The sequence below is a fragment of the Paenibacillus solanacearum genome (assembly GCF_910593845.1).
GTDB classification, from domain to species: Bacteria; Bacillota; Bacilli; order Paenibacillales; family NBRC-103111; genus Paenibacillus_G; species Paenibacillus_G solanacearum.
The window spans coordinates 62,434-83,668 of the sequence record NZ_CAJVAS010000029.1; the positions used below are offsets into that span (position 1 = coordinate 62,434).

Sequence of the window (21,235 nt, forward strand, 5' to 3'; positions counted from 1 at the left end):
TCCATGTGGGCGATCATCGGCATCGTGCTGACAGCTGCGGCGATCGGCTGGATCGAGATCCCTTCTCTCGTAAAAAGAAAACTGAAAAAGGAACTCGTGAGCTTTTCGCTCTGTTTGCTGCTGGCCACAGGCCTGTCCATTGCCAAAAGCATGCAGCTGCAAATACCGAATCCGCTGGACCTCGTAACTGTAATCTATCAGCCGGTGAGCGACCTCTTGTTTTCCTTGTTAGGCTGATTCATCCATGCGGAGGCGGGAACGGGGTTAGAACGACAGGTTACAGACGACGGAGGGGAAGCCGCAATCATGCGTGAAAATATAATCTCGGTTCGCCAATTTAGCGTGCTGATCGCCTTCTATACGGTCGGCACCACCATTCTGATCATACCGGGAGGGCTGGCGACCGATGCCAAGCAGGATGCGTGGATTGCGTCGATCGTCGGCGTCGCATCGATGCTGCTCGTCGTCCTGCTGTACAATTCGCTCAGCAAGCGCATCCCGAACATGAGTCTGGTGCAGTACAGCGATGTGCTGTTCGGCAAGTGGGCAGGTAAAGCCGTTTCGCTTCTTCTGGTATTCTTTTCCTTTATCGGCACGGCTACGCTGCTGTTCTACGTCGGCAATTTCATGACGACGCAGGTGATGCCGGATACGCCGATCCAATTCATCAACATGCTGTTCATGTCGATTGTGGTGATGGGGCTGCGCCTCGGGCTGGAGACACTTGCGCGCGCCGCGGAAATTTTTTTCCCTTGGTTCGTTCTGCTGTTTTTCGTCCTGTTCTTGTTTCTAATGCCGGAGATTGAGCTGCAGAAGATGCAGCCGGTATTGGAAAACGGCACGAAGCCGATCCTGAAAGCGGCGTTATCGCTCGTGGCTACCGCATCGTTCACGCAAATCGTCCTGCTGATGATCATCCCCGTGCATGTGTCGAATCCGGACAAAGCCCGGAAAGCGTACTATATTGCCACGATGATCGGCGGGGTCTTTATTATTCTGGTTACGTTCCTCTGCATATCGGTGCTTGGCGTGGACACGACCTCGAGAAATATGTACCCCAGCTATGCCTTGACGAAAAAAATCAGCATCGGCCATTTTGTCGAGCGGATCGAATCGCTGATGGCCGGTCTGTGGTTTATGTCGATCTACTTCAAGATGACGCTGTATTTTTACGGCTGTACGATCGGCATTGCGCAGATGCTGAAGCTGAAAGACTACCGGCCGCTCTGTCTTCCGCTCGGGATGATCGTCGTGGTCTTCTCGCTTGTCGTCTACCCGAACGTGACGTACATGGCGCGGTGGGATTCTACGGTATATATCCCCTACGCGGCAACGGTCGGCCTGCTGCTGCCTTTGCTGATGCTTGTCTTTTCCAAGGTGAAAGGAAGACGGCGGAGACAGGCGAAACTGCCTCGATAACTTTTACATTCCTTTAACATTTCTCGTTCTTTGTCCTAACAATCGTCCATTAAGATGGAACCAAAGAGAGTGAAGGTGGGGGTATCGCCAATGAATTCATTCGCCGACCAAATGACGGATCGGATGAAGACCGAACAATACAACAAAAGCGCGAATCGGTGGACACAGGCGCGCAACGCCGGCGACCGGCTGATGCGATGGGTGTTTGCCGGCAGCGCCGTGCTCGTATCGATCATTATATTTTCCATTATCGCCTTTGTCGGCTGGAAGGGCGTCCGTACGTTCGCGGACGTCTCGCCGCTTGAGTTTTTCTTCTCGACCGACTGGACGCCGTCGCAAAACAAATTCGGCGCATTTCCGTTTTTGTACAGCACGATTGTGCTGACGCTGCTGTCTGTGCTTATGTCACTGCCGCTCGCGTTGTCGGGCGCCGTGTTCATGGCCAAAATTGCGCCGCCGTGGATGCGCGAGATTCTGCGTCCGGCGACGGACTTGTTCGTCGGCATTCCGTCTGTCGTTTACGGGCTCGTCGGCTTGACGGTCATCGTACCGTTTCTCGCCAAGTTCAATGAAGGGCTCGGTTACGGGATTTTGCCTGCGGCCATTATTCTTGCCATTATGATTTTGCCGACGATCTTGTCGATTTCGGAGGATGCGATCCGTGCGCTTCCGGGGCGGTTGGAAGAGGCTTCGCTGGCGCTGGGAGCCACCCGCTGGCAAACGATCTGGAAAGTGCTGCTTCCGGCGGCGCGGCCGGGTATTTTGACCGGGGTCATTCTCGGCATGGGTAGAGCGATTGGGGAGACAATGGCGGTATTCATGGTGATCGGGAACTCGCCGCAAATGCCGAAATCGCTGCTCGATTCGACGACGGTACTGACGACGGCGATCGTCAAGGACATGGGGAACACGCATTACGGCAGTACGTGGAATAACGCGCTCTTCTTGATGGCGCTGATGCTGCTGCTCATCTCGTTGTTCCTGATCGTGATCATCCGAATCGTAGCGAAGAGGAGCGAAGTGAAATGACAAGCAAGTTCACAGACCGCCTGGCGACGCTCTACTTCTGGGCGACCGGCTGCATCATCATCGTGCTGCTCGGCTGGTTTCTCGTCCGGATCTTAGGCGACGGCCTTCCGATGTTATCGTGGAAATTCATTACCGGCAAGCCGTCGGAAATTATGGCGGGCGGCGGGGTCGGACCGCAATTGTTCAATTCCTTCTATATATTGTTTCTGTCGCTGCTGTTCTCGCTGCCAATCGGTATCGGCGCAGGCGTCTATCTGGCCATCTATGCGAAAAATAACCGGTTTACCGAGCTCATTCGCGTATCCGTCGAGGCGCTGTCTTCCGTGCCTTCCATTGTATTCGGCTTGTTCGGATTTCTGCTGTTCGTGAACTGGATGGGGTTCAAATTCTCGATCATCGGCGGCGCGGCGACGTTAGCGCTGCTCAATCTGCCGGTGCTCGTCCGGGTGACGGAAGAGGCGCTCCGCGCCGTTCCCGGTTCGTACTGGGAAGCTTCGCTTGCGCTTGGCTCCACCCGCTGGCAGGCGATACGTAAGGTAATGCTGCCGGCGGCGCTGCCGAGCCTCATTACCGGCATTACGCTGGTCGCCGGCCGGGCGCTGGGGGAGTCGGCGATCCTCATTTACACGGCGGGGCTGTCCGTATCCCGGTTCTTCCCGGATTTCAACCCGTTGAGCATGGGGGAGACGCTGTCCGTTCATCTGTGGTATGTACAGTCCGAAGCGATCGTGCCGGACGCCCGGGATATTGCCAAAGGCAGCGCCGCGCTGCTGCTCATCGTCGTGCTGCTGTTTAATCTGCTCATTGCCATACCGAGCCGTCTGCTCCAGAACAAACTGTCGGGGGGAAAATAAGATGACCTTGATGACTGCCGAGAGCCGGACTGCCGTTCGGACGAAAATCAAAGTGGATCAACTGAATTTGCATTACGGCGATAACCATGCGCTTCACCATATTGATCTTGAAATTCAGGAGCATGCGATTGCCGCCTTGATCGGCCCGTCGGGCTGCGGCAAATCGACATTCCTGCGCACGCTCAACCGGATGAACGATCTTATCGATAGTGTGCGCGTCAGTGGAAATATTTATGTGGACGGAAAGCAGATTTACGACCCGAGCACGGACGTCGTCTCGCTGCGCAAAAAAGTCGGCATGGTGTTCCAGCGGCCGAATCCGTTCCCGATGAGCATCTACGACAATATCGCTTACGGCCCGCGCATTCACGGCACGCGCAAAAAAGCGGCGCTTGACGAAATTGTCGAGCGCAGCCTGCAGCAGGCCGCGTTATGGGACGAAGTGAAGGACCGGCTGAACAAGTCCGCGCTCGGCCTCTCGGGCGGCCAGCAGCAGCGTCTGTGCATCGCCCGGCTGCTCGCGGTGGAGCCGGACGTGCTGCTGATGGATGAGCCGACCTCGGCGCTCGACCCGATCTCTACGCTGAAGGTGGAGGAGCTGACGCAGGTGCTCAAGGACAAGTACACGATTATTATCGTTACGCATAACATGCAGCAAGCCGCCCGGATCTCGGACACGACCTCCTTTTTCCTGAACGGAGTGCTCGTGGAGACCGGCCAAACGGATAACATGTTCACGACACCGTCGGATCAACGCACGGAAGATTACATTACCGGACGGTTCGGATAACGCACTTACATTGGCATAAAGGTGGATGGTTCATGGATAACCGGCTTCTGTTTCACCAATCGCTTAATCAACTGCAGCGCACGCTGCTCGAAATGGGGAGCCGGGTCGAACAGCTGATACATCAGGCTGTCGATGCGCTGGCCCGCATGGATGAGCCGCTCGCCAAACATACAATCGAGCAGGACGACGAAATCGACGAGCTCATGATCCGCATCGAGGAGAACGCCCTGCGGCTGATCGCGCTCCAGCAGCCGATGGGCAGTGACCTGCGCATCTTGAGCACGGCGATCAAGATCGCCACCGATCTCGAACGAATCGCCGATCATGCCGTCGATATCGCCAAAATTTGCGTCCGTCTGAACGGCGAGCCGCTGGTCAAGCCGCTGGTCGACATCCCGAAGATGGCGGAGCTCGCCAAAGCGATGCTGCGGGAGAGCCTGCTGTCGTATACGGAGCGGGACGTGCATCGCGCTTCCGCGCTGGCCGGCCAAGACGATGAGGTGGATAAGCTGTACAGCACCGTTGTCCTCGACGTGAACACGCTCATGGGCAGCGATTTCGCCAGAAACCGGCAGCTCTCGCAGCTGATGCTGGCGGCGCATTTCCTCGAACGGGTAGCCGATCATACGACGAACATCGGCGAAGGCGTCATCTATATGGTGACGGGCAAGCGCAAAGATTTGAATACTTGACCGTCAGCGGAACCGGCCTCCCGCCGCAGCGTCTGCTGCCGCGGGATCGCCGGCGCGTCCGGCGAAGCTACGGCAGCAGCTCTCGCAGCTGTTCGAGGTGATTAATCAAATACACATTCCTTCGTCCCAGGCGCTGCCGGGATATTTTTTTGTCCGCCGTCGCGGAAGGGGATTGCTGCAGCCAGACCGCGTCCATTCCAGCCTTCACGGCGCCGCATACGTCGTGCTTCCACGAATTGCCCACCATCATTACCTGCCGCGGAGCAAGCTGCAGCGCATGCATGGCCGCCTGGAACAAATGCGGAGCCGGTTTCTTGTCTCCGTGCCGCTGCGTTGTGAACGCATGTTCTGCCGGAAAAAAGGAATCGAGCTGGAAGCGTCTGAGCAAATGCGCCACTTCGGTGTGGGAGCTGTTGCTGATGATCGCCAGCCGGTACGTTCTCGACAGCTGCTCCAGCGTTTCGTAGGCTTGCGGGGATACCGTCTTGGCGCTTGCCTGCATGTAGCGGACCTCGTGCATGAAGCTTTCCGCCATGCTGCCGGAGACAGGCAAGTCCAAGGCGTGCAGCGCATCGTGCAGGCATTGCTGCTGCAGCTCGTCTAGCTGCCGGAAGCCAAGCTTTCCTTTGCGCCGCTGCTGCCAGCGGGACATATACTGCTCCCAGAGCCGTTCCGCCTGCACTCCGCCGTCGTGCACCCATCGCCCGGCATACGTGTCCCATACGCTGCGGAAGCATGCTTCGAAGCTCAATCCTTGCTGTACCAGCGTTTGATTGACATCGAAGCAGATGGCGCGCTTGCCATGCGCCTGTACCGTTTCATTCATGGCCTTCCTCCGATCTCCTTCCCGTATGCTCATGTTGCCCCTGAAGGATCGAGTTAGTATCATTTTATGCGGCAATATCGGCCGTCACCCCTTTTTCCGTCAAGGAGGCAAAGCTTTTTTTCTGGTGTTCCGCATGCTATCATGTAATAGTGTGCAAGCACGTTAGGGAATGAGGTGTAGCATTTGTCCAAGCTCATATTGATCGACGGTAACAGCATTGCGTACCGCGCTTTTTTTGCGCTTCCGCTGCTGAGCAATTCAAAGGGATTGCATACGAATGCGGTATTCGGGTTCACCACCATGCTGTTGAAACTGCTGGAAGAACAACAACCGACGCATTTCCTCGTGGCGTTCGACGCCGGGAAAGCGACGTTCAGACATAAGGGATATAGCGAATACAAGGGCGGCCGGGAGAAGACGCCTCCGGAGCTGTCGGAGCAGTTTCCCGTCCTGCGCGAGCTGCTGGGATCGTTCGGCATCCGCCACTTCGAGCTCGACGGCTACGAGGCGGACGACATTATCGGGACACTGACGCGCATCGCCGACGAGAAGGGCGGCATCGACGTCACGGTTGTGACCGGCGACAAAGATATGCTGCAGCTGGCTTCCGACCGGGTCCACATCGCGCTCACTCGCAAAGGGATCAGCGAGATCGAGCTGTTCGACCCCGCGTACATTCATGAGAAATACGGGATTAAGCCGAAGCAGATTATCGACCTGAAAGGTCTGATGGGCGACGCGTCCGATAATATCCCCGGCATTCCCGGGGTAGGCGAGAAGACGGCGCTCAAGCTGCTGCACGAGTACGGCTCGGTGGAGCAGGTGCTTGAGAACGCCGCCCAGATCAAAGGAAAGATGGGCGAGAAGGTGTCCGCCCATGCGGACGACGCACGGATGAGCAAGGAGCTCGCGACGATTTACCGCGAGGTGCCGGTCGACCTTTCCTGGGACGAGCTTGCGTATCAGGGCTACGAGGAGCAACCGCTCGGCGACATGTTCCGCAAGCTGGAGTTCAAATCGCTGATCGAACGGCTGGGCCTATCTTCCGGCGGAGCGGCTGGAGCCGCGGAGGAAGAGGCGCTGGAGATCACGGAAGTGACGGCGGCGAATCTGGACAAGCTGGTGCAGGCGCTGCCGCTCGTGAAGGCGCTGCACGTTGAGGCGATCGGAGACAATCCACATCATTCGGAGGTGCTCGGCATCGCCTTCTGCGCGCCGGGGGAGACGGACGACGCAGCGGCGTGCTATTACGCCCCGTTCCAGGTATTGCAAGCGGAAGCGGCCGCCGGTGTGCGCGAATGGCTGGCCTCGGACAGCAAGTCGGTTTCGCTGTACGACCTGCACCGTTCGGTCGTGGCGCTCGCCTGGCAGGGCATCGAGCTGCGCGGCGTCGCGTTTGACGTGCTGCTGGCGGGCTACCTGCTCGATCCGACGGAATCGGCGCTGACGCTCAGCGGACTTGCGGCGCGCTACGGCGTCCCTGCGGTGCAAGCGGACGAGGATGTATTCGGCAAGGGCGCCAAGTTCCAGGTGCCGGCGGCGGACGTGCTGGCCGGCTTCATGGGCCGCAAAGCCGCAGCTGCCTACAATTTGGCTGCGAAGCAGATGGAAGCGCTCGAGGAGAGCGACATGCATTCGCTGTTCTACGAGCTGGAGCAGCCGCTCGCGCATGTGCTCGCCGCCATGGAGCGTCAAGGCATCAAGGTCGATGCCGAGGAGCTCAAGGCGTATGGGGCGGAGCTGGGCAAGCAGCTTGACGTGATCATGCAGTCGATCTACGATGCGGTCGGGATGGAATTCAACATCAACTCGCCGAAGCAGCTGGGAGATATCTTGTTCGAGAAGCTGCAGCTGCCTGTCGTGAAGAAGACAAAAACCGGATATTCCACGGATGCCGAAGTGCTGGAGAAGCTCGAGCCTTATCATCCGATGGTCGGCCATATATTGAATTACCGGACGCTGGCGAAGCTCCAGTCGACGTATGTCGAAGGGCTGCTGAAGGAAGTAAGCCCGGGAACCGGCAAGGTCCATACCTATTACAGGCAGACGATCGCCGCGACCGGACGGCTTAGCAGCCAGTACCCGAACCTGCAGAACATTCCGATCCGTCTCGAGGAAGGGCGCAAAATCCGCAAAGTCTTCGTGCCGTCCGAGCCGGGCTGGCGCATCCTGACTGCGGACTATTCGCAGATCGAGCTGCGGGTGCTCGCGCATATTTCGCAGGACGCGAAGCTGATCGAAGCGTTCCAGAACAACATGGACATTCATACGAAGACGGCGATGGACGTGTTCGGCGTCTCCGAAGACGGCGTCGACGCGAACATGCGCCGGCAGGCAAAGGCCGTCAACTTCGGCATCGTGTATGGTATTAGCGATTACGGCCTGTCCCAGAACCTGAACATTACCCGGAAGGAAGCGGCGAGCTTTATCGAGCAATATTTTGCCGTATTCCAAGGGGTTCGCGGCTATATGGACGACATCGTCAAAAAAGCGCGGCAGGACGGCTACGTAACGACGCTGCTGCAGCGCCGCCGCTACTTGCCGGAAATTACGGCGTCGAACTTCAATCTGCGCTCGTTCGCCGAACGGACGGCGATGAATACGCCGATTCAAGGGACAGCCGCGGACATTATTAAGCTGGCTATGGTGCAGATGGATGAGCGGATGCGCCGTGAAGGCGTCCGCAGCCGCATGCTGCTGCAGGTGCATGACGAATTGGTATTCGAGGTGCCGGAGGACGAGCTGGAGCGCATGAAGGCGATCGTACCCGAAGTGATGGAAGGCGCGCTGAAGCTCGATGTTCCGCTGAAGGTCGACGTCGATGCCGGCGTGAACTGGTACGAAGCGAAGTAACACAACATCAGGAGGGACAAGCCATGCCGGAATTGCCGGAGGTCGAAACGGTACGCCGCACGCTGGAGAAGCTGGTGATCGGCAAGACGGTAGAGCGCGTATCGGTGCTGCTGAAACGGATCGTTCAGCTTCCCGACGACACGGAGGCGTTCGCGCTGCTGCTGCAGGGGGAAACGATTCGCTCCGTCGAGCGGCGCGGAAAATTCCTGCGCTTCATGTTCGATCAGTATACGATGGTTTCCCATCTTCGCATGGAGGGGCGGTACGGCGTATACGGCGCAGACGAGAACATGGAGCCGCATACGCATGTCATCTTTCATTTTACCGACGGGACCGAGCTGCGCTATAAAGACGTGCGGCAGTTCGGCACGATGCATATATTTCCGTTAAATCAGGATTTGTCGGAGCTTCCGCTGAAGAAGCTGGGGCTCGAGCCGCTGGACGATTCGTTCACGCTCGAAGCGTTCCGGGACAAGCTGGGGAAGCGCGCGACCAAAATCAAGCCGCTGCTGCTCAATCAGGAATACATTGTCGGCATCGGGAATATTTATGTGGATGAGTCCTTGTTTCTGGCGGGTATCCATCCGGAGCGAGAGGCGAACACCTTGAGCAAGCAGGAGCAGGCCAAGCTGTACGAGGCCATCGTGGCGACGCTGAACGAAGCGGTTGCGGCCGGAGGCTCATCCGTCAAGTCGTACGTGAACGGCCAAGGCGAGATCGGCATGTTCCAGCATCAGCTTAAAATGTACGGACGCAAGGCGGAGCCTTGTTTGACCTGCGGACACGCCATCGAAAAAACGGTCGTCGCGGGCCGCGGCACCCATTACTGTCCGAAGTGCCAGCCGCTGAAACGGCCGAAAGCGAAGCGCAGCGGTTCCTAAAATACGGATGCACACCGCGCCCATTCCTCCCATATAGTGAAAGGTGAACTTCACCGAGGGAGGGAAAAGGCATGCTGTCTGTCGTCTCGTTGCTGCTGCTGGCGCTGGCTGTCAGTCTGGATGGATTCGGCGTCGGCGTGATGTACGGCTTGCGCCGAATCCGCATTCCGCTGCCGTCCGTTGCAATCATCTCGTTATGTTCGGGCATTATCATTTATGTTTCGATGCAAATCGGCGTCTGGATCAGCCGGTTCGTCGACCCGTCGTTTGCGAAGACGGTCGGCGCCGTCATTTTGATGGGGATAGGGCTGTGGGCGATCTACCAGATGCTGACCGAAAAGCAGGATGACGAGGAGCCGGATGCCGGCAAGCAGCCTGCCGCCGCGGGGACCGCCAAGGACCGTTCCGCCGGTGCTGCTGTCGCTACGCCCAAGGAAATTATCAATATCGAGCTGAAGCGGCTCGGGCTTGTCATTCAAATTCTTCGCACGCCGTCGATCGCGGACATGGACCGGTCCGGCAACATTTCGCCTTCCGAGGCGATGCTGCTCGGCACGGCTTTGTCCTTGGATGCTTTCGGCGCGGGCATCGGCGCGGCGCTGCTCGGCTTTACGCCTTGGCTGACCGCTGCGGTTATTGCGCTTGCGAGCGGAACGTTTCTAAGCGCGGGGCTGTCGTTTGGCTTCCGGTTTGCGAATTTGAAATGGATTCGCAAGCTGTCGATATTGCCCGGATTTGTTTTGATCCTCATGGGCATCATGAAATTGTTTTAATACTTCACAACAGACCGGGGGATGACGATGAACATCGGATTGACCGGGGGGATTGCCTGCGGGAAAAGCACGGTATCGTCGATGCTCGTGCGGCGCGGCGCGCTGCTGGTGGATGCGGATCAAATCGCCAGAGAAGTCGTAGAGCCGGGCACCCCTGTACTAGCTAGCGTTATCGAGCGATTCGGAGCAGATCTTCTGCTTCCGGATGGCTCCTTGCATCGCAAGAAGCTCGGAGAGCGCATCTTCGGCGATCAGGAGGCGCGCAAGGCGCTGGAAGGACTGCTCCATCCACCGATTCGAGCCACGATGAGAGCCCGGATGGAGGCGTACGCCGCATCCGATCCGGACAAGCTGGTCGTCGTCGACGTACCGCTCTTGTATGAGTCGAAATTGCAAGGGATGTTCCAGCAGGTGATGGTCGTATACATACCCCGTGAGCTTCAGTTGCAGCGCCTGATGGGACGGGACAAGCTGACGCAGGAGCAAGCGGAGAAACGGCTGGCCTCGCAAATGCCGATCGAGGAGAAGCGGGCGCTGGCCGATTACGTCATTGACAACTCGGGATCGCTGGAGGACACGGAACGCCAAATCGACAAGTTTTGGACGGAGAGGGGGCTGCTATGAGCTTCTGGCGGAAAAAGCGGGTGTTCGCCCTGCTGCTGCTCACCTTTATCCTCTTCTTATTTTTCAGCAGCTCGATGATTGGGCGCATGCTGTATCCGATTCAATATGAAAATGAAATCCGCGCAAGCGCGCACAAATATGAGCTGGATCCGTTTCTGATCGCGGCGATTATGCGAGTGGAGTCGAATTTCAAAACCGGAGCGGAATCCAAAAAAGGCGCTTACGGCCTAATGCAGCTCATGCCGGACACGTCGGATTGGATTATCGAGAAGGGGAACTTTGCGAACAGCTTCCGCTCGCAGTTGGACAACCCGGCCGTCAGCATCGAGCTCGGCTCCTGGTATTTGAACTGGATGCATAAGCAGTTTAACGGCAATACGATCGCCGTCATCGCCGGCTATAACGCAGGACATGGCAAAGTAAGCCGCTGGCTGCAGGAGCAGGAATGGGACGGGACGTTCAAAAACTCCGAAATGATTCCATACGGCGAGACGAGGCACTACGTTCAGCGCGTCATCTATTATTATAATAAGTACGACCAACTGTACAAAGAGAGCTGGAATAAAGGCGAATAAAAGCAAAGAAGCATTGGACGCTCCTTATGCTTATGCAGCAAAGGTTAAACGTCCAATACTTCTTGCGTATTCTTCAAAACATGCTATTATTTGTATTGACCGGCAAGCGATTGCTCGGCGATTTGCACCAAGCGGCGTGTGATGTGACCACCGATTGCACCAGTATCACGAGTAGCCATGTTACCGTAGTAACCATCTTGAGGAATGGCGATACCCAGTTCCTGTGCTACTTCGTATTTCATCTGATCCAATGCAGCGTTAGCTTGTGGAACTACCAGTACGTTGCTGCTGCGGGATTGTCCTGCACCCATGTCTGTTCACCTCCTTGTCGTTGGTAATCCTATTATGCGCGTTTGCGCGGTCTTCATTACAGGGATTCACTGGCAATATGAAAGGATGAGCGAGTTAATGAAATGCCCTTATTGCGACTACCCGGGCACCAAAGTGCTCGATTCGCGTTCCGCTAATGAGAATAAATCGATCCGCCGCCGCAGAGAATGCGAAAAGTGTCAGAAGCGCTTCACCACCTTCGAGATGGTGGAGGAAACGCCGCTGATCGTCATCAAGAAGGACGGCAGCCGTGAAGAATTCAGCCGGGAGAAGATGCTCCGCGGCCTCATTCGCGCCTGCGAGAAGCGCCCTGTATCCGTAGAGCAGCTGGAGAAAATCGTCTCCGAGGTCGAGAAGCAGGTGCGCAATACGGCACAAGCGGAAGTCGACAGCCGCGAAATCGGCGAGATCGTCATGACGCAGCTGTACCCGGTCGACGAGGTAGCGTATATTCGCTTTGCTTCCGTCTACCGTCAGTTCAAGGACATCAACATGTTCATGAAGGAATTGAACGAGCTGTTATCGAAGCATCATGTCGTCGGCGACGGCGGCAAATTGTAATCGATCATTTTGTTGCGAAAAAAGTTGACAAGCTTTTTGCCGCTATGATATATTACTCTTTGTCGCCGCATGAATCGCGGAACGATAACATACCGCGGGGCCTTAGCTCAGCTGGGAGAGCGCATCGCTGGCAGCGATGAGGTCAGGGGTTCGATCCCCCTAGGCTCCATACAAAAGAAAGCCGCTAAACACAAGGGATTCCAGGTGTTTGGCGGTTTTTTCTATGCCTTAAAAGGTGGGGATTTGAGGCCGTGGTCACACGTTTGGTCACACTAAGAGATATTTGGGTGATATTTCGGCTTTTTCGGGGCTGATGGGATTCGATCAGAACATTACTTTTTCGCTAAGAGAAGCAATCGCCCTGTCCTCTGATGAAGGCAGGGCAATTCATTTTGTACCGCTCCGAAAGCTCCGTTGAAAGGCGGTCAGTAGCTTGAGGGCTAATTATTGAATCGTCGTTGACGATTCAGAACCGGGGTCGAACAGGCTGTTTGGTTGGACGGTGAATGAAGATTCACGTTCCTTGCTCATTTGCTCCGTCCCAAAGAGCATGTTGCCATACTGCTGTGCCGTTTCCTTATGAACAGAAGGTAATACGTGACTATACGTATCCAATGTGACGCGAATATCGGAATGGCCCAATATTTCCTTTACTACCTTGGGATTGATGTTGCGGCTGAGCATCAGAGTAGCCACAGTATGTCTCAGATCGTGAAAGCGAATTTTGGGAACATCAGCCTTCTTCATAAGGTCATAAAACGTGCGGAGGAGATTGCGGGGATTGACAGGGGTTCCGATCTTGGTACATATGATTAGATCGTTGTCTTGGAAGAATGCTCCGGCAGATCGCCGTTTCTTCTCGTATTTCTTTTTCTGCTCCTTCAGATCTCCAAGGGTACGGTCAATCAGTGTAATGGTTCGCATACTGGATTTAGTTTTGGTGTCTTGATATATCTGCTTGCCGTCATGACTGAGGGTTTGACGAACATAAAGCACTCCTTGTTCAAGGTCTAGGTCCTTCCATCTTAGAGCCAATATTTCAGATTGTCGCATCCCGGTTGTTAGCGCCAGCAGAAATGCAAGATGCAGTTCATGCTTCTCGCAAAGCTTGAGGAACCGTACGGACTCGTCCAGATTCCAAACACTCATTTCTTTTCTTGGCACTTTAGGAGCCTCTGCTTCTGCCGCTGGGCTATAGGAAAGGTGCTTTCGCTTCACCGCCGTTTGGAACGAGCTTTTGACTATTTTATGAATGTCCTGAATCGTTCGCTCCGACAAGCCCTTGGTTTGGAACAGATGCGCATAGAATTTTTCGATCATTTGCGTGGTGATTTTGCTCATCTCTTGATTCTGGAAATAAGGCTTGATGTGATTCAGAATGTTTAGCTTGTATGTTCCTAATGTAACAGGTCGCAGCTTTAAAGCTTTGCTGTCCAACCATTCCCCCTCAAGAAATTCATGGTACTTGATCTTGGCATTCTTGATGTACGTTTTGTCATCAACTTGCTGCAAAAGCTTTCGCATTTCTCTTGCGGCTTCCTTCTCCGTTCGAAAGCCCCGGCGTTTTATTTGTCTTCGATTGCCGTTTTCATCCTTCCCGGCGCTAACTACGAACCAATAGGTTCCGTTCTTTTCATCCTTGTTGATTTTTGTCTGCATATAGCTACTCCTCCGGTTTGTTTGATTAAGATGGTGTTAGAGGCTAAATTATTTTGAATTGGAAAGTGAACTTGCAGTAGATTCGATTAACGTATCTCTCTCATGGCGCAACTGCTGGATTTCATCCTTAATGGCCTCTCTTCTTGTGATGGGGGTCGAACCTTCCCCAAACTCCAAAACCAGCTTTACGTGCCTTTTGGCAATGTTGGCAAGACGAGAATGTAGATGAACATCCTCAAGAGCGGCCCATAGCTGTCTGTTCATTTCTGACACCTCCTTCTCAAAATTCAGGAAAACAAAAATATCCCGCAGCGAAATGCCTGCGGGATAATGCTCCTCATTTTAGGTTTGGTTTTATTTTGTAGCTGCTTCACTTGGTTGCCGAAGACTGTTCAAAACATACTCCTGAACGCTTTTCTTGGGGATTCTGTAGGTACGTCCGATTTTAACCGATTTGATCTGATTGGTTTTCAGCAGATAGTAGGCTGAATTTCTGCCTATGCCGAGCATCTCCATTAGTGTTTCAACAGTAACGATATCATCGTAATCGTAAAACAATAGTCATTCCTCCTTCTCCAAGGTATAATATAGAAACGAAAATCAGGGGAACACGAAATGAGATTGGCAAAGTTTATGTAGTCCCCCTTTTCATTTGTTTGTCCCTTATTTGATTGTTACTGATTTCTTGTCACTTCCTTGCTACAAGCGGCATTGAGCAGAATTCAAGATTAAAGTCTGAAAAATATAACTTCCCAACTTTCCCACTATTCCCGGCTTCCCCAAATCCCCCAAAATTAAATGGAAGATTCATTGGAGTGCTTGTACTGGCTTTGGGACTATTAGTGTTTGGGAAATGCTTAATTAAGACGATGTACGTCTATAAATTATTTCTTATAAAACAGCAAGCAGGTGATTAGGTGATAAACGATTTAGCGGCTCATTTCTCCTCAAAGGCAGTCCGGTACGTAAGACGTATAGAAAACCCAAAGGAATTTGCAAAAATAAAGAAGGCGAAGAAAGAGATTAATGCGATCTTCTCGGAAGTGGGAGAGGATTTTTTGATTGAAGAAAATAAGCTGTTGAAAGTATCGAGGAAAAGAATTATGCAAATCCAAGAGGATGAAGATGAGGATGAGGAGTCAAAGAAAGATGGGAAACCGATCTGTAATTTCTTTATCATTCCCCAATATCGTCTTCGAGTATTTGATGATGAGCAACAGCGATTTAAAGAGGCGGGCCTGAGCATCAGAGTCTATGCCAGAATCAATTGGCACACATACAAGTACATAGAATTGGATTTGCTTAATGAAACGCTCGCAGGGATCAAATGGATTAATCCTAACTACCTGGATTATGATTACTACTTGTATCGGGGCAGCCAGTACCCCTATTTATTACGTTCAATCTGGCTTTCAACACGGTTGTTAAGTGAAGACGATGATAAGGTTCTTTTTGATGATCGCATCGGATGGATTGATGAATTTTTTGGACGAACAGAGTCAGGATACTTTCATTACATGAAAGATGGTCAAATTGCGATGTGGAAAAGTGAAGATGATCCCAAGAAAACTATAGATCAGATGACATACCGAGCGGTTGTGTTTTTGAAAAGCATCAAAGGCTTAATCGATAAATCAAGTTTGTTACCGATGAGTGACTCTTCCAGATTGCAAGAAGGCATAATTGGTTGGCAAGATGACTCCAAGTGGGCCATTAAATTTGATATTGTAAAGACGCACACAACGGAAGAGATTAAAAGATCGGGCAACAGTTTCAAAGTTGACAGTAAATTATATGCCCATCTTCATAAATTGGGGATATTAGAAGTTGAGGGTGAGGCGAAGCCCCGGCCCGATAAGAAGCTGAGTAATGGAAAGCGAGCCTTTGTGCTTGATAAAATACGTTTGGAAGAGTTTATTTCCGAGCACGAAATTTATCTATAGTCTTATATACGTATATATTTATTTTATAAGTGTAGACATTCATTCTTATAGTCAGTTCACCTGATTATCGAAATATATGGCCTTATAATAAAAAACAAAAATGCGCGTAACAAAAACCTAAATCAGATATGATTGGAGGTTTTTTGTTATGCTGCATACGGTTCATATGTTTTACAAGTTAAATTACCACTTATATTCAGGAGTGTTTGAGGTACTCCAACATCTCTCAAATCGTCAGAACACGAGTTTCTACAAGGAAAAGGATGAAACCTATCACTGTCATTTGCTGTTAAAGCAGGGTTTGAGACTAATTCTTAGGTATGTAGAAATCGGGGAAGGCATAAGCTACTCCGCTTTAGAAATTATAATGAATCCGATAAGGTTGCTGGACGGCAACGATTATTATCAACTTGCAGATGAAAGGTATGAAGCGGCAATAATCAAAGCGTTTAAAAAAGCATTCGATCCGATCAGGAAGGCCTTTGTCAGCAAGAAAGGAAACAAGTATCTCAAACCATTCATGCTTGATTTGCTAAATGCATACAGCGTGAAAAGAGTAGACTACGCCGTTAATTTATACACTCAGCACAGCAAGCTATACATGGAGTTAATCCGCCGCGCCAATATTCCTGACGGCTTTCAGCAATATGTTATCTTTAACCCGACAAGCAAGCGGTATGAACCACCAGAGAATAGCTTTTATATTTTTAGTAAGAGTCAGTCTAAATCGAAAAACAGCCATGTGACACTTACCGTCAATTGTTATGATAAGGGTATACAAATGCAAGAAAACGAATTGCCTTGTAACGATTACAGAGCCTCTAATACGATTCGTTTTGAGGTTCAATGTCATTATAATAAAGTGTACCAAACCATTCGCGCCAATGGACTTAATAGGGTAGGGTTTACCCAATTTCTTAATCAAGGTATTGCTTGTTCTATTCTCCGCTCTTTTTTCAAAAAAACGATTGGGATCGGTGACTACTATACACTACCGAGGGCAAGGCAAATCATTCAAAATAAGAAGATCGGGGCAGATAAGAAGGCCGCTCTACTGAGAACGTTGGAGATGGTCAATGCCAAAAGAGGAATTTGGAAGACGAAGGATGCTGTTATGGATAAGGGTGAGTTTGCGAAGTGTGTGAAGCAATTGCATGAATTAGGCATAAATCCTGTCACTATTCCGATCAAGTGGGGCGTAGATTATTTGCCAAGCCTTTTTGAATTATGAAAAAATATAAGGCGCTCTGCTCTGAGCGCCTTATACAGTGAATCAGTTATGTGCTTTTATTTGTCGGCGGTAATACTGGCAGCATCAATCCAGCTTTTGGATTTGTACTTTATGCCTGCTAGTGCCGCCATAAAATCAGCATCTTCATCCTTCAGCCAGAGATTATTTTTGCTATCCCATGAAACCAACACTCTGCCCCGATCAATCTTTTCAACTTTTCCGTAGAAGAAGCTGTAAGTTACCCTGTCTCCAACAGCGATTAGTACTCCATTTTTATCAAGGGGTTTATCGCTTTCAACAGTATCAGTGCTTTTCTTTGTTTCGCTTCCTTCATTTTCGTTATTTGGAGTGTCGGACTCATAATTAAAGTACTCACCATAGCTTGAAGGCACATTCGAGTAATCACCATTGTAAAGTGCGATAATTTGGTTGTCTCCATCCCAGATTAATTTAATCTTTAAATTTTCGCTTACAAATCTTAAAGGAACCATTGTCCGATTATTGATGATGGTTGGTGAGACATCCAGTGTCTTCTCTGTTTGGTTAACAACGGCTTTCTTACTGTCAATCCACAAATTTATACTGTTGCCGTTTAAGACTATGGAGACTTTTTTGTCTGATGAATCCCATTTGACTGTTCCACCAAATTCATTGACAATGTTGGCAATAGGGAGTAACGTTCTGTCATTGCGAATGACCGGGGTTGAGCCTTCTTCAGAATCAAGCATTTTGATATCTTGGTCAGTGCCGCTGTTGACATACATCCACGGGTCGTTAACCTTCAGTATAATACTTTTGTTGTTGCTGTCATTTGAAGCAGCATGGATGTAGGCTACCGGAGCCGTAGCTGTGGACAAAGTAAAGGCGACAGTCAGGCCGATAGTCATTTTCTTGATTGAGATCATAGACGGTTATCTCCTTTGTTAGCCTCTGCACCATGTAACAAAGTGCTCGCAATTATTGAAAATTAAATTATATTGTGACTCGCCTAACCTGCCGTAAGCTTTATTTATTGCTTCATCACGACTGCGTTTCAAGCTAGAATGGCGCTGCTCAATTGCTTTGCCATTCTTGAATGTTTCTAAAGAATCTACTTGAATTCTTCCCTTGCCATTAGATTTGGTATAATGAATGACCAACCCATTACCTATGTAAAGTCCATGATGCATGTACCCGCAATATACACTAATATGGTCACCTTTTTCCAAATGCGGGTCAGTTCCGAAATATGCTTTAGCAGCTTTTATAGGCGCAGCTTGACTACTTTCAAGCACATTAATAGCTGTCTTAGTGGCCTTTTTCACTGTCTCACCTAAAAACGATAGTGGATGGTTCATAAAATGATTCTCCTTTAGTAATTATTTGATTAATGATAAAAGATGTCTCGGCTTCTCTGTTGACTGATGGACACGCGATTATGACTCGCCTTTTGTTTTTGGTTGGATTTCAGTATGGATTGCTTGACTGGAACAGTTAATAAGCTTATTGTCTCTAAGCACTTCCAACATGACTTGTCTTATTTCTTCCAATGATTGCTTGCTAGTGTTTTTAATCCGTGGACTGTCACCTTTTGCATCATGAATCGATAGTAAGTCCACCATTGAAATATCCAGAGCATTACAAATTTTTTCTATAATTCCAATGGTCGGAGTCTTTTCTCTGCGCTCAATCTGACCAATATATGATGGAGTGATACCAGCGCTTAGAGCGAGCTGCTCCTGACTCCATCCCTTGATAATACGAATAATTCGAATGTTTTCAGCAATAATATCGCTTTGTTCCATTCTCCTCACCTCCTATTAAAAGAATAAAATTACTTTTGTTTGTCGGCAAAGCACTAAAGTTTGGGGAAAAACGCCTATAGTATAGAATTTGTACTGAGCGTATCGGTTTCCCGGATTTTGATTTAGAGATTGTTAAAATGCAAATAAAAAATCGTCCACTTCGCAGGATAGCAAAGAAAAACTCGAGACCGGAACACACGGCGTTCCGTTACGAGAATCTTTCAAGCTATCTTGAAGTAAACGATTGTTATTAAAAGTCAGTATTCAGTATAATGATCATAAAACTTGTCGTTGGTTAAATCTTTTTATGCTCGTTAATTTCTTTTTCTCTGAATATTTTGCATATCTTGAATGAATGTTTGATTCACTAATAAAGATACTTCCGATTGGTTCTCAACTGAAACAAGTTCTGGGATCACGCTAAAATCCAACTTGGAAACTTGAGCTAAAAGTTCTTGTACTTCATCAATCGCTTCGTATGTCAGATCATTAGGGTTTGCTTTGACAATGAACCGCGTCTCATACCTGCCCAAATTTTTCTTAATCACCAACGATATATGATATGGAACAGTTAATTCTTGGTCTTCATCAATCTTGAAAATCATTTGTCCAAGGGTCTCTTTAATTTTATTATACAACATTCGAATGTTTTTGGCGGTTCTTGGCAATGGTTGAATGAAAACATTTGTAACGATATATAGACCAGCTTCTTTGATAGACACTCGATATCCCTCAGTGTTTCTAAGTGTATATCTGGTTACGACAATCTGCTGATTTTCATACGAAAAGACAACGTAGCCTCCAATACCTAGAGAGTACTTCATTCCCACTTGAATATATTCGTCTTTTCCTTCTGTACGATCAATTACCTTACCGCTTTGCATCACCTTAATAATCATGTTTCTGCTTTTCATTTTTTCCGAACCCCATTCTTCTGAGTATGAGATTCCATCCTCCTCTTTGATTAGTGGTTATTGCAAAGAACCTTCGATATAGCCGATTTGAAAAAGTGTGAAGTGTACTCATTTTCCGACATTTGAGTCACTAATTGTAAAATAAAAATAAAAACGTTCACTTCACGGGATAGCAAAGAAAGATTCACAATAGGAACATACAGAGTCCCGTTCACTGAAATCTTTCAAGCAATCTTTTGAAGTAAACGATTGTTGTTAAAAGCCAGATATTCTCAATTTGAAAAGTAAAGTCTGTTTTAGAATAGCCGATTTTTTAGCAGGATGCAAATGGAATTTTGGATTCACATCAGCCCCTGTTCTTTAAGAGAAACAAAATTGCCTGATCCGATTATGATGTGATCCAGTACCTCTATGCCAACGAGTTCGCCAACGCTCACAAGCCGCTTGGTCAGAGAAATGTCTTCTGGAGATGGGGTAGAATCCCCGCTGGGATGATTGTGAGCGCAAATAATTGAAGCGCTGCAACGCTGAATCGCGGCTCGAAACACTTCGCGAGGATGTACGATTGCGGCGTTCAGGGAGCCTATTGAAACAATTTCATGATGAAGAACCCTGTTCTTGGTGTTCAGAAATAAGCAAATAAAATGCTCCTTTGTGGAATATCTCAATTCGGGTTCTAAAATATCAAATGCGTCCTTAGGTGATCGGATCATACATTGATCGTGGGAAGGAATCGAGAGCGTCTTCACCAGCTTGAACAAGGCCGTCAGTTGTCGTGCTTTTCCCCAGCCTATGCCCTTAATATTCATTAAGAGTGGTTCTGAAGCATCCATTAATTCGGGTATAGTTGGGAATTTCTCGAACAGACTTTGAACGGTGTAACTGTCAGGTTTCTCCCTTAGAGATTCGGAAATTAGGTGTTTCAATTCATCACGTTTGTTCGGGTGCATGGTTACGAACGCCTCCTGATTTGGGTTTGGAAAAATAAAAGCGTCCAATGCGACTTACGGCATTCGACGCTTGCATGACAGTCTCTCGCGAGGACAACCTATCATGCATAGGTTCAGGAGTATAATATAGAATTTAATTTCACTATTTTTCGATTTAAATAGTACAAAAGGCCTTATTCTTGTAGTTTTTAAAAAAAGGATAATGATGGAAGATGTCGAATTTTAGTAATAGAGAATCAATTTACGTTTGGATCGATTATTTGAAGATAATTCTAATTTACCAGGAGTAATCAATTCAAATATTTGGAGGGGTATTATGAAACTAAACAGTTTGTCAATAGAGAATTTTCGTAATTTTAGCAATATAAGTGTTGACCTGACAAATCAGAACGTAATCTTTGGTATGAACGATATGGGGAAAACTAACTTTATGTATGCTCTAAGATTTCTTCTTGATAAAGATATTAGAAGTGTGGTGAAAAACACCACGAATACTCGGTATGGTAGAATAATAGAAATACCTGATTAGAAATGAGGAACAGTTATG

Annotated in this window: 25 protein-coding genes and 1 tRNA gene; 16 read left to right on the forward strand and 10 right to left on the reverse strand. The window is 49.8% G+C overall.

Features of this window, described 5'->3' with window-relative positions; all coding sequences use genetic code 11:
• Positions 1-3: 3 nt before the first annotated feature.
• The 6 genes from KXG62_RS23925 to phoU all read left to right on the forward strand — a co-directional run bounded on the left by KXG62_RS23925 (position 4) and on the right by phoU (position 4,784).
• Positions 4-237, forward strand: a complete 234-nt coding sequence (locus KXG62_RS23925) for a hypothetical protein (RefSeq protein WP_218094535.1) — start codon at positions 4-6, stop codon at positions 235-237.
• A 69-nt stretch (positions 238-306) separates the two neighbouring features.
• Positions 307-1,419 carry a GerAB/ArcD/ProY family transporter gene (locus tag KXG62_RS23930; protein ID WP_218094536.1) on the forward strand — a complete coding sequence of 371 codons (1,113 nt, stop codon included), beginning with the start codon at positions 307-309 and terminating at the stop codon, positions 1,417-1,419.
• A 90-nt stretch (positions 1,420-1,509) separates the two neighbouring features.
• Entirely contained in the window at positions 1,510-2,448 is a 939-nt protein-coding gene (pstC, locus tag KXG62_RS23935) for a phosphate ABC transporter permease subunit PstC (RefSeq protein ID WP_218094537.1), read from the forward strand.
• Complete coding sequence (gene pstA / locus KXG62_RS23940; RefSeq protein WP_218094538.1) at positions 2,445-3,302, forward strand: phosphate ABC transporter permease PstA; 858 nt, start codon at positions 2,445-2,447, stop codon at positions 3,300-3,302. The genes pstC and pstA overlap by 4 nt, the downstream gene beginning before the upstream one ends.
• A 10-nt stretch (positions 3,303-3,312) precedes the next feature.
• The gene (gene pstB, locus KXG62_RS23945; protein ID WP_218094565.1) at positions 3,313-4,092 is read left to right on the forward strand and encodes a phosphate ABC transporter ATP-binding protein PstB; all 780 of its coding nucleotides are present in this window, start codon (positions 3,313-3,315) and stop codon (positions 4,090-4,092) included.
• Between the two features lie 32 nt (positions 4,093-4,124).
• Positions 4,125-4,784 (forward strand): phosphate signaling complex protein PhoU, encoded by a 660-nt coding sequence (gene phoU, locus KXG62_RS23950; protein WP_218094539.1) that lies wholly within the window; start codon positions 4,125-4,127, stop codon positions 4,782-4,784.
• 67 nt (positions 4,785-4,851) lie between these two features.
• Here phoU and KXG62_RS23955 read toward each other — a convergent pair whose 3' ends face one another.
• The gene (locus KXG62_RS23955) at positions 4,852-5,610 is read right to left on the reverse strand and encodes an HAD family hydrolase (RefSeq protein WP_218094540.1); all 759 of its coding nucleotides are present in this window, start codon (positions 5,608-5,610) and stop codon (positions 4,852-4,854) included.
• A 183-nt stretch (positions 5,611-5,793) separates the two neighbouring features.
• On the opposite strand from KXG62_RS23955, the gene polA reads away from it, so the two are divergent.
• The 5 genes from polA to KXG62_RS23980 all read left to right on the forward strand — a co-directional run bounded on the left by polA (position 5,794) and on the right by KXG62_RS23980 (position 11,316).
• Complete coding sequence (gene polA, locus KXG62_RS23960) at positions 5,794-8,463, forward strand: DNA polymerase I (protein WP_218094541.1); 2,670 nt, start codon at positions 5,794-5,796, stop codon at positions 8,461-8,463.
• 23 nt (positions 8,464-8,486) lie between these two features.
• Positions 8,487-9,344, forward strand: coding sequence for a DNA-formamidopyrimidine glycosylase (mutM, locus tag KXG62_RS23965; RefSeq protein ID WP_218094542.1), 858 nt, complete (start codon positions 8,487-8,489; stop codon positions 9,342-9,344).
• A 71-nt stretch (positions 9,345-9,415) separates the two neighbouring features.
• The gene (gene ytaF / locus KXG62_RS23970) at positions 9,416-10,117 is read left to right on the forward strand and encodes a sporulation membrane protein YtaF (protein ID WP_218094543.1); all 702 of its coding nucleotides are present in this window, start codon (positions 9,416-9,418) and stop codon (positions 10,115-10,117) included.
• 27 nt (positions 10,118-10,144) lie between these two features.
• Complete coding sequence (gene coaE, locus KXG62_RS23975; protein ID WP_218094544.1) at positions 10,145-10,741, forward strand: dephospho-CoA kinase; 597 nt, start codon at positions 10,145-10,147, stop codon at positions 10,739-10,741.
• Entirely contained in the window at positions 10,738-11,316 is a 579-nt protein-coding gene (locus KXG62_RS23980; protein WP_218094545.1) for a lytic transglycosylase domain-containing protein, read from the forward strand. Before coaE ends, KXG62_RS23980 begins: the two co-directional genes overlap by 4 nt.
• An 86-nt stretch (positions 11,317-11,402) precedes the next feature.
• Here KXG62_RS23980 and KXG62_RS23985 read toward each other — a convergent pair whose 3' ends face one another.
• A complete protein-coding gene (locus KXG62_RS23985) occupies positions 11,403-11,627 on the reverse strand; it encodes an alpha/beta-type small acid-soluble spore protein (protein WP_218094546.1) in 225 nt (74 codons plus the stop codon).
• A 97-nt stretch (positions 11,628-11,724) separates the two neighbouring features.
• On the opposite strand from KXG62_RS23985, the gene nrdR reads away from it, so the two are divergent.
• Entirely contained in the window at positions 11,725-12,207 is a 483-nt protein-coding gene (nrdR, locus tag KXG62_RS23990) for a transcriptional regulator NrdR (protein WP_218094547.1), read from the forward strand.
• 96 nt (positions 12,208-12,303) lie between these two features.
• Positions 12,304-12,376, forward strand: a tRNA-Ala gene (locus KXG62_RS23995).
• A 275-nt stretch (positions 12,377-12,651) separates the two neighbouring features.
• Here KXG62_RS23995 and KXG62_RS24000 read toward each other — a convergent pair.
• The 3 genes from KXG62_RS24000 to KXG62_RS24010 form a co-directional block, all read right to left on the reverse strand.
• Positions 12,652-13,866: a site-specific integrase gene (locus tag KXG62_RS24000; RefSeq protein ID WP_218094548.1), complete on the reverse strand. Its 1,215-nt coding sequence runs from the start codon at positions 13,864-13,866 to the stop codon at positions 12,652-12,654.
• Positions 13,867-13,914: 48 nt separating this feature from the next.
• Positions 13,915-14,130 (reverse strand): hypothetical protein, encoded by a 216-nt coding sequence (locus KXG62_RS24005; protein ID WP_218094549.1) that lies wholly within the window; start codon positions 14,128-14,130, stop codon positions 13,915-13,917.
• A 90-nt stretch (positions 14,131-14,220) separates the two neighbouring features.
• On the reverse strand, positions 14,221-14,424 hold the full coding sequence (locus KXG62_RS24010) for a helix-turn-helix domain-containing protein (protein WP_218094550.1): 204 nt from the start codon (positions 14,422-14,424) through the stop codon (positions 14,221-14,223).
• Positions 14,425-14,783: 359 nt separating this feature from the next.
• Between KXG62_RS24010 and KXG62_RS24015 the strand changes: the two genes are divergently transcribed.
• Complete coding sequence (locus KXG62_RS24015; protein ID WP_218094551.1) at positions 14,784-15,809, forward strand: hypothetical protein; 1,026 nt, start codon at positions 14,784-14,786, stop codon at positions 15,807-15,809.
• A 148-nt stretch (positions 15,810-15,957) separates the two neighbouring features.
• Positions 15,958-17,040 (forward strand): hypothetical protein, encoded by a 1,083-nt coding sequence (locus KXG62_RS24020; protein WP_218094552.1) that lies wholly within the window; start codon positions 15,958-15,960, stop codon positions 17,038-17,040.
• 56 nt (positions 17,041-17,096) lie between these two features.
• Here the strand turns inward: KXG62_RS24020 and KXG62_RS24025 are convergent, their stop codons facing one another.
• From KXG62_RS24025 to radC, 5 genes are all read right to left on the reverse strand, one after another.
• Complete coding sequence (locus tag KXG62_RS24025) at positions 17,097-17,945, reverse strand: stalk domain-containing protein (RefSeq protein ID WP_218094553.1); 849 nt, start codon at positions 17,943-17,945, stop codon at positions 17,097-17,099.
• 18 nt (positions 17,946-17,963) lie between these two features.
• Entirely contained in the window at positions 17,964-18,377 is a 414-nt protein-coding gene (locus KXG62_RS24030) for a lecithin retinol acyltransferase family protein (RefSeq protein WP_218094554.1), read from the reverse strand.
• Between the two features lie 78 nt (positions 18,378-18,455).
• Positions 18,456-18,824, reverse strand: a complete 369-nt coding sequence (locus KXG62_RS24035) for a helix-turn-helix domain-containing protein (protein ID WP_218094555.1) — start codon at positions 18,822-18,824, stop codon at positions 18,456-18,458.
• Between the two features lie 314 nt (positions 18,825-19,138).
• Positions 19,139-19,738, reverse strand: a complete 600-nt coding sequence (locus tag KXG62_RS24040; RefSeq protein ID WP_218094556.1) for a hypothetical protein — start codon at positions 19,736-19,738, stop codon at positions 19,139-19,141.
• A 341-nt stretch (positions 19,739-20,079) separates the two neighbouring features.
• Positions 20,080-20,688, reverse strand: a complete 609-nt coding sequence (radC, locus tag KXG62_RS24045; protein WP_218094557.1) for a RadC family protein — start codon at positions 20,686-20,688, stop codon at positions 20,080-20,082.
• A 316-nt stretch (positions 20,689-21,004) separates the two neighbouring features.
• Between radC and KXG62_RS24050 the strand changes: the two genes are divergently transcribed.
• A complete protein-coding gene (locus KXG62_RS24050; RefSeq protein ID WP_218094558.1) occupies positions 21,005-21,217 on the forward strand; it encodes an AAA family ATPase in 213 nt (70 codons plus the stop codon).
• Positions 21,218-21,235: the final 18 nt, after the last annotated feature.